The sequence below is a fragment of the Rhodococcus sp. P4_E4 genome, from assembly GCF_056401575.1.
Genome location: NZ_JBFUJB010000024.1, coordinates 193,074 through 200,308, shown reverse-complemented (window position 1 = coordinate 200,308; position 7,235 = coordinate 193,074). Strand labels below are relative to the sequence as shown.

8 protein-coding genes are annotated in these 7,235 nt (G+C 61.4%); 4 read left to right on the top strand and 4 right to left on the bottom strand.

Annotated features, from left to right (window positions below; all coding sequences use genetic code 11):
* Nucleotides 1–212 (top strand): SDR family oxidoreductase (locus tag AC1DVN_RS25975; protein WP_477994354.1); only part of this gene is annotated, 212 nt, incomplete at its 5' end.
* 82 nt (nucleotides 213–294) lie between these two features.
* Nucleotides 295–1,602, top strand: a complete 1,308-nt coding sequence (locus AC1DVN_RS25970) for a serine hydrolase domain-containing protein (protein WP_477994353.1) — start codon at nucleotides 295–297, stop codon at nucleotides 1,600–1,602.
* A 19-nt stretch (nucleotides 1,603–1,621) separates the two neighbouring features.
* Here the strand turns inward: AC1DVN_RS25970 and AC1DVN_RS25965 are convergent, their stop codons facing one another.
* The 3 genes from AC1DVN_RS25965 to AC1DVN_RS25955 all read right to left on the bottom strand — a co-directional run bounded on the left by AC1DVN_RS25965 (nucleotide 1,622) and on the right by AC1DVN_RS25955 (nucleotide 3,951).
* Nucleotides 1,622–2,458 (bottom strand): DUF1206 domain-containing protein, encoded by an 837-nt coding sequence (locus AC1DVN_RS25965; protein WP_019745667.1) that lies wholly within the window; start codon nucleotides 2,456–2,458, stop codon nucleotides 1,622–1,624.
* Between the two features lie 61 nt (nucleotides 2,459–2,519).
* The gene (locus tag AC1DVN_RS25960) at nucleotides 2,520–2,921 is read right to left on the bottom strand and encodes a hypothetical protein (protein ID WP_020971062.1); all 402 of its coding nucleotides are present in this window, start codon (nucleotides 2,919–2,921) and stop codon (nucleotides 2,520–2,522) included.
* Nucleotides 2,922–2,979: 58 nt separating this feature from the next.
* Entirely contained in the window at nucleotides 2,980–3,951 is a 972-nt protein-coding gene (locus AC1DVN_RS25955) for a serine/threonine dehydratase (protein ID WP_477994352.1), read from the bottom strand.
* A gap of 167 nt (nucleotides 3,952–4,118) precedes the next feature.
* On the opposite strand from AC1DVN_RS25955, the gene AC1DVN_RS25950 reads away from it, so the two are divergent.
* Nucleotides 4,119–4,757, top strand: coding sequence for an NAD(P)-dependent oxidoreductase (locus tag AC1DVN_RS25950; protein WP_408988593.1), 639 nt, complete (start codon nucleotides 4,119–4,121; stop codon nucleotides 4,755–4,757).
* 2 nt (nucleotides 4,758–4,759) lie between these two features.
* Complete coding sequence (locus AC1DVN_RS25945) at nucleotides 4,760–5,707, top strand: nuclear transport factor 2 family protein (protein WP_408988592.1); 948 nt, start codon at nucleotides 4,760–4,762, stop codon at nucleotides 5,705–5,707.
* Between the two features lie 38 nt (nucleotides 5,708–5,745).
* Here the strand turns inward: AC1DVN_RS25945 and AC1DVN_RS25940 are convergent, their stop codons facing one another.
* Complete coding sequence (locus AC1DVN_RS25940; protein WP_020971065.1) at nucleotides 5,746–6,912, bottom strand: alkane 1-monooxygenase; 1,167 nt, start codon at nucleotides 6,910–6,912, stop codon at nucleotides 5,746–5,748.
* Nucleotides 6,913–7,235: the final 323 nt, after the last annotated feature.

The following is a 7,235-nucleotide window of genomic DNA, read 5'->3' as shown; positions in this document are numbered from 1 at the left end:
ATATCACGGTCAACGCCGTAGCCCCAGGCCCCACGGCCACCGATCTGTTCCTGGACGGGAAAGACGAAGCTACAGTGGAGAACCTGTCCAAGCTGGCTCCCCTGGAACGCCTCGGCACACCGGTGGACATCGCGGAGGCTGTCGCGTTTCTCGCCGGCCCAGCTCGCTGGGTCAACGGCCAGGTCATCTACGTCAACGGCGGCGTGATTTAGCAAAACCATCGTCTAAGGACCACACCTTGGCAATTCCGACAAAACAGTCAAACCAGTCGACTTTGGTTGTAATGTGCAAACAATGGAAAACCAGGATCGAGGGTCCGCCCGGACGTCACGACGACAGTTCATCAGCGTTGCAGGGCTGGCGGCAACCGCGGTCATAACCCTCGCGACCTCCTCGACCGCCAGCGCCGCCGGCCCCACGGCACCCAATCCAGGTTCGCGGGTCGGCGATCCTGCGGAAGCCCAAGCGGTACAGCGCGTCGCAGAGACACTGCTGAACAGCGGAGTCCCCGGTCTTGCCTTCGCCATCGTCAAACCGGATGAGAAGAACCGCAAAGCGAGTGTCACCACTACGTACCACTACGGCCAGGCCGACGTCGAAAACGGCGTGAGAGTCACTCCACGAACGCAATTCGAGATCGCCTCGGAGACCAAGACCTTCACCGCTGCACTACTGGCGAAACTGATCGCTCGGGGAGAAGTCGGATTGGACGACCTGGCGAGCAAGTATTCGGATGGCAACCCGCTGCCAAAAGGCAGCAGTGGCGAGGAGATCACGCTTCGCCAACTGGTCACCCACCGTTCCGGTCTGAGCGACGACCCACCCAATCTTTCGGCAGGGTGTGCCGATCCCACACAATCGTGCACGGACGAGAAAGCGAAGTACACGAGAGACATGCTCTGGGAAGGACTCCGGGCTCCCGGGGCCTTGGAGTTCGCCCCCGGTAGCCACTGGCTGTACTCGGACTTCGGGTTCGGACTGCTCGGCACACTCATGGCAGACAAGATCATTCCGGGACAGGAGAAGCCGCCTTTCGCGGCAGCAGTCGCCCGCGAAATCACCGACCCGCTCGGGATGATGGGTACCGTGATCGAGACCAAAGCAACCGACCTGGCCGTTCCGTACTACCTCGACGGCACAAGAGCCCCTCTGTGGAACAACACGGGTGCGGTCGCAGGCGGGGGTGGCCTCGTCAGCACCGCCGAGGACATGTCGATCTGGGCCGCAACAACTCTCGGCTATGGCAACAACCCGCTCAAACCGGTCCTGACCTCGATGCTCGAGCAGATCGACACGCAAGCTCCGGAGAATCCTGCATTCGGAATGGGAATGGCGTGGCAGCTCCAACCCCCGACGCCGAACTTCCCACAACGGTTCGCCAAGAAGAACGGAGACAGCTCGGGATCCAACTGCATCACCCTGTTGGTTCCCGACAGCGGTTGGTCGATCACGATTCTGGCGAACGGTGGAAATGCGGCGATGATCGACCCTGCAGCAGTGAACCTGATGCATGATCTGGTTCCGAGACGACCGATATTCGGTAGCTCGACGGGAAGTTCGTCGGGCAGCGACGCCGGTTTCCAGACCGGGTCATTCGGATAGACCCACTTACCCAGGGGCGCTACATCTTCGTCGAGCGTGCCATCACGAAGCAGTAGAGCCCGTAGGTGATGATGCCTAATCCGGCAAGGATCAGCAGGGCCACTCCGTACGGCTGCGCACCCAGCGTCTTGAACGCTCCGTCGAGTCCGGAGGACTTGCCGGGTTCGGAACTGTTGACCGCGAGAAGAACCAGAACGCCGACAGCAGCGATGGCCAAGCCCTTGGCGACATACCCGACGGTTCCGAGTCGGCGCACGAAGTTGCTGGGTGTGCCTTTCAAATCATCCAGGAAGTTCTGGCTCGCGCCCTTGTACACGTGGTAAACACCAACAGCGATGATCGCGATCCCACCGATCACCAATGCGATAGTCCCCAGCGTGTTCTCCATCAAACGCGCCGTGATTCCCGCACTCTGACCGCTGCTGGACTTCCCGCTTCCGCGGGCGAATCCGAATGCAGTGAAAGCAAAACCGAAATAGACGAGCGAAATGCCCAGAGCCTTTGCGCGGTTGAAGAACTCCTTCTTCTTGTCGTCCGAGGACGGCGACGACGAGCTCCCCAACGCAGCTTCGGCCAATCTCCACAACGCCATGGCAAGGAAGGCCACGACGCCGACCCACAGAGCGAAGACACCCCCTGGTTTTCCTGCCAACTCGGCCATCGCACCCGATTGGTCCGCAGACCCGGATCCACCGAGAGCAAGGCGGATCGCGATATATCCGATCAGCAGATGAACCACACCGCTGACGACAAATCCTGCGCGGGCAAAGCGCTCGAAGACATTGTTCTGTGCGACGTCAGCCGCCGTGGACGTGACACTTTTCTGGTCCTGCGGTGACGATTCTTTGTTCATCATGATCGTCGAACCATATACGGGCAGACGCTTCCCTCGAACGCCTGCATCAAGTGTTTCGAGATCAAGGGTTTCGAGGGTTCTGATCCGGCGTCGACCGCGGTTCTTCGGGGTTGGGAACCTTGGGGTCGATCGTGTCTGCATGATCTCGTTGCTGGTTCAGTTCCTCGCGAGAACTCGTCGCCTCTTTCCGATGTTGCGCTGCATGATGTTGCAGCGCAGACGCTTCCGCCGCTTTGGCGTCGGCCTCTGCCTGCACCATGCGCGCTTTGGCTGCTGTCTCTTCTGCCCGCGCCTCGCGCTCGCCTACTTGCAGCGACTTGTCTGCGACGTCTTCGCGGATCTGTTCTGCCTCGATGTGACGACGCTCGTCGCGCCTGTTTCGCGCCACCCACAGGAGTGCGGCCACGATCGCTATCACCACGACCACGGCAACAATTATCCAGATAATGCTGCTGGTACTCATACTGCGAGAGGTACCCACCTGGGACTTTCTCACACGCAGGCAAAGAAATAAGCAAAAATTACAGGTCGGTCGGATGCGTGTTGGCGCCGCACAAAACGACGCACAATTCACCGTCGGACGGCGGCGTCACCGTTCCGTTCAGAACCGGAACCATTGCTGCCGCGGTTCCCAACTCCACCAGGATCCGGAACTCCCGCCACAGGAACGCCCGCGCCTGCCGGATCGAATCATCGTCGACCACAACGCTGTTAACCGAACTCTCATGCAGCGTCTCCCAGGCGATGGCGCCAATCCGTGTGGCCCCCAATGAGTCCCCGGCGATACTGTTCACTTCGATATCGACCGGACGCCCCGCATCGAGCGAGGTGCGCAAGGTGGCAGCCCCGGTCGGCTCGACGGCTACCACTTGATCTTCGGGACGAGCCGCCGCGACGATTCCAGAGACCAACCCGCCGCCGCCGACTGCAACGCAATACGCGATCGGTCCGGATGCGTCGTCCTCGATCTCGAGAGCAATGGTCCCGGCTCCGCTGACGATGTCGGGCAGGTCGTAGGCGTGCAGTTCGAGCGCACCGCTCGAGCGTGCGATGTCCGCCGCAGCGGCAGCGGCGAGTGCATACCGGTCGCCGACCTTGTGAACGGTTGCACCCAGCTCCCCAAGTGCCTTCACCTTCGCTTCGGGCGCTGTCTCCGGCACCACCACTGTGCAGGTGAGCCCTCGGCGCCGCGCGGCCCACGCAGCGCCGATCGCAGCGTTGCCGCCGGACGCGATCACCACGCCTGCGTCAGGCATGGTGCCGTCGGCGACCGCTCGTTCCACGGCATTGAGACTGCCGCGCACCTTGAAGGAGCCGCCGTGTTGGAGGTACTCGAGCTTGAACAGAACCGGCACCTCGCCGTGTGGTGTCGGCACCGCAGTTCGAAAGATGGGAGTACGCCGCGCCAGTCCTGCGATACGAGTCCGCGCAGCTTCGACGTCCGAGCGCTCGATTGCCAGCGGACCTGCGTTGTTGTCGGCGGTGAGAGTCATGTACCAACCCTACGGTTCGCAACTTCGACCCGAAGCAATCGGCCCACCGTCATCAAGATGTCTGTTTTTCACCAATTATTGCCCGCATCTGACCGAGACATCGACCTTCCAGGTGAATAAATTTACTACTACAAGCACAACGACGACATCAAGGAAAGGCACACGCCATGTCGAAGATCGCAGTATTCGGTGGAAACGGTTTTGCAGGAAGCGCAATCGCGAAAGAAGCCGCTTCACGCGGCCACGAGGTAACCGTCGTCGCTCGCAGCGCGCAGTCCGGAACCGACACGAATGCCGTGCAGGGTTCGGTTCACGACAACACGATCGTGGAGCAGATCACGGCAGACAACGACGTCGTTGTCGTTGCCATCCCCGCTCGCGAGATCGACGGCAAGCGCCTGCTCGACGCCGTCACTCCCCTCGCCGATGCCGCCGCACGCAACGCTGCTCGCATTGCCGTAGTCGGTGGCGCCGGCAGCCTGTTGGTCGCCGAGGGTGGGCCGCGCGTCGTCGACACCCCCGATTTCCCGGACGCATACAAGGGTGAGGCGCTCGCTCACGCCGACGTCCTCGACGCGCTCCGCGCAACTGACAGCAATGTCGACTGGTTCTACGTGAGCCCGGCCGCAGCGTTCGGTGCCCATGCCGGCGTCGCCCCGAAGGGATCGTTCCAGTTGGGTGGCGACATTCTCCTGACGGACGCCGAGGGTAACTCCGCCATCGCGGGCGAAGACTACGCCCACGCTTTTGTCGACGAGATCGAGACTCCGGCCCACCGTCGCCAGCGTTTCACCGTCGCACACTGAACATGAGCAACCTTCGTAGGCGCGCAGCCTGGATCACTGTTCCCGCTGCCGCCGCTCTCCTGCTCACCGCGTGCTCCAACGACGCGGAATCCGCAACGCCCAGCAGCTCTGCGACGTCCACGAGCGTTGTTGCCGAACAGGGCGATCAACTCGAATCCAACAAGACCGTCGTCACGGACTTCTACGAACTGGCGTTCAACGGCCGTCAGGTACAGCAAGCCGCCGACCGGTACCTTGGCGACGTCTACATCCAACACAACCCCACTGCCGCCGACGGGGCAGCCGGATTTGTCAGCGGCATAGGCGGTTACGTCGAGGCCACACCCGGATTACACGCCGAGATCACTCGTGTTTTCGCCGAGGGCGATCTGGTTGCCCTCCAGTCTCACACCACGTCTGCACCCGGCGACCGCGGCCAGGCCGTGTTCGACATCTTCCGCGTCGACAACGGCAAGATCGCCGAACACTGGGATGCCATTCAAGACGTGCCGGAAACGTCCGCAAATCCGAACACGATGTTCGACGGACCCACCTCGTCGCCGTCCAAGTCGTCAGAAGTCTTGGAGCGCAACACGGCCAACGCGTTGACGTTCCTGCAGCTCGCCTTCAACGAAGGCAAAGCCGCCGAGGCTGCCGACCAGCTGGTCGGTCCGACCTACACCCAGCACAACCCCTCGTTCGCTGACGGCAAGGACGCATTTGTCACCGCACTGGCCGGGATCGAACCCGTTACCGGAGACAAGGCCACCAAGTTTCCACGGACGGTAGCCGAGGGCGACTTCGTCTTTGTTCAGACCTTCGCTTCGTCCGGTGAGGGAACGGCCGGCAGCGGCTCGATGGACATCTTCCGATTCGACGAGAACGGCAAAATCGTCGAACACTGGGACGCGGTCCAGGACTACCCTTCGACGACCGCAAGCGGTAACACCGTGTGGGATGACGGTCGCTGAGACGACAACTCCGAACAGTTCAGCGGACGGCTACGTGATCAGCCGACGTTGATTCGTTCTGTGTCGCCGTCGTAGTAGTCCAACAATCTCTGATCCATCACCCGGCGCCACAGTGGTGGAATCCACGCGATCACGATCATCACTGCGTAGCCGGCCGGAAGTTGCGGCGCTTCGGCCGCGCTACGCAGACTTTGGTACCGCAGCTTCGGGTTGGCGTGGTGATCGCTGTGCCGCTGCAGTTGGTAGAGAAACAGATTGCTCACGACGTGATCGCTGTTCCAACTGTCAGCGGGGCTGCAGCGAACGTACGAGCCGTCAGCACGCTTGCCACGCAGCAGACCGTAATGCTCGAGGTAGTTCGCCGCTTCGAGGAAGGTGAATCCGGCAACTGCCTGCAGCAGGAGCCAGGGCGCGACCTCCCAACCGAAGATACCGATCAGCGTCGCGAAGAGGACAACACTCATCGCCCAAGCGTTGAGAATATTGTTCTCGAAGCTCCAGGTTCGTTTGCCTTTCCTCTGGAGTCGAGCGCTCTCGATGCGCCATGCCGACCGCAGCCCGCCGAACACACTTCGTGGCAAGAACCTCCAGAAGCTCTCACCGAACCGTGAGCTGGCCGGGTCCTGCGGAGTAGCTACACGCACATGGTGGCCGAAATTGTGTTCCACGTAGAAGTGCCCGTAGAGAGATTGCGCAAGCGCCACTTTCGCGAGCCACTGTTCGACCTTCTCGCTCTTGTGGCCGAGCTCGTGGGCCGCGTTGATACCGACGCCGGCGACGACACCCACCGTGAACGACATCGCGATCTTCTCCGCGATTCCCATCGGAGCGTTGATCCAGCACCAGCAGGCGAAGACCAGACCGGCGTATTGCAAGGGGAGGAACGCGTAAGTGCACCAGCGGTAGTAGCGGTCCTTCTGCAGTCGTGGGATCGCATCGTCCGGCGGACTTTCGCCGTCTTCACCAGCCAACATGTCGATGATCGGGATGACGATGACCAGCAGCCACGCGCCGGTCGCCCAGAACAATCCGAGACGAAGGTTGTCGACGAGAAACCAGGAGATGAACGGGCTGAGTGGAATCAGCAATCCGAGCGGCCACAGGTACCTTTTGCGGTCGCGCCAGCGCGGGTTTTCGCCAGACGGCGAGTCGGTGTTCTGGACAGCCTTCGATTCGGTATGCCGTGCGTCGGAAGTCGCTGTCATTCGCCGATCTCGCCTTTCGTCCCCTCGAACGATTCGCCCCACGCACCGTTCACGCTCAGCAAACCAGAACTAATGTCCGGACGGGTATGGTCCCGAAATCCAGAGCGCCCTGCTCGAAAGACGGCACGAGCGCTTGCACTCACCAAAAACTCCCCCGCACATCACTGCTCACCCCGACAGTAGATACGGACAAAATACCCCACGGATCTGCGGGGATGGCGACCACCTCCGCACGTCGCCGAGGATCGATGATCCCTGCCAAGGCAAGGTCGAACCGCGTCGCCCTCGTCGAAGTAACGGTAACCGGCAGTGACAGAAATCAT